General features: G+C 41.9%; 1 protein-coding gene. It reads left to right on the top strand.

The genetic code is table 11. The features are described 5' to 3' along the window. Positions 1-416 precede the first annotated feature (416 nt). Positions 417-734 (top strand): hypothetical protein, encoded by a 318-nt coding sequence (locus tag ACTHSL_RS12815; RefSeq protein ID WP_440381678.1) that lies wholly within the window; start codon positions 417-419, stop codon positions 732-734. Positions 735-804 lie beyond the last annotated feature (70 nt).

The following is an 804-nucleotide window of genomic DNA, read 5'->3' as shown; positions in this document are numbered from 1 at the left end:
GGTTCGGGTTAAGGGTAAATCTGATTGCAGGACTGGTTAATGCGATGGGATGAATATTTTCGCAAGAGGTCTAATAACCGGCAAACGCAAAACAGGCCGCCCTTATGGGACAGCCTGTTTATTTATACTGCATGTGGGTTATGCCCTATTTCCTCATTTCTATATTGCCTTTGTTTACTTGGCGTTGAGCGTTTGCTCTTATGTAGTGCAATGTAATGTAAAAGCGGATTGCCTGGCAAGTACTATTATCATTACATCTTTAACAAAGACATTAAATTGCCGATATATTCTATTTAGGGGCGGTTTAAATGTTAAATTTGATTTTTTTACCTGATTTAAGCACAGTTCCCTCTTAAAAAAACAAAAAATCCTGTAATTGCTATTTTGTTGCATCCAGCCGTCTGAAAAGGACTTCCATGAGAATTTTACTTGTTTTGCTGCTTTTGCTGCCAATAAGGCAAGTTTGGGCCGAAATGCGCTACGGCGTACTGACATATCATGATGTGGTCGAGGGCAAGGTGTCCGGTCAAACGGATACCCCCACGGTCAGCCGTAGCAAACTAATCGAGCATTTTGACTGGTTGAAAAACAACGGCTATACACCCGTCAGCTGGCGCCAGATTAAAGAAGCGGAAGCAGGCAAAGGCAGTCTGCCCGAAAAACCTGTCCTACTAACTTTTGACGACGGCTATTTGAGCTTTTACCAGACCGTTTTCCCATTGTTGCAGCAATAGACCTCTTGCGAAAGTATCCTGAAGATTTACAATTTCCAAATGAAATACGAAAACCTAATCCAAAGAAGCA

This window comes from Neisseria sp. P0008.S010, from assembly GCF_051962715.1.
GTDB classification, from domain to species: Bacteria; Pseudomonadota; Gammaproteobacteria; order Burkholderiales; family Neisseriaceae; genus Neisseria; species Neisseria elongata.
The sequence above is the reverse complement of the archived record's forward strand: the minus strand, read 5'-3'. Positions and strand labels throughout refer to the sequence as shown.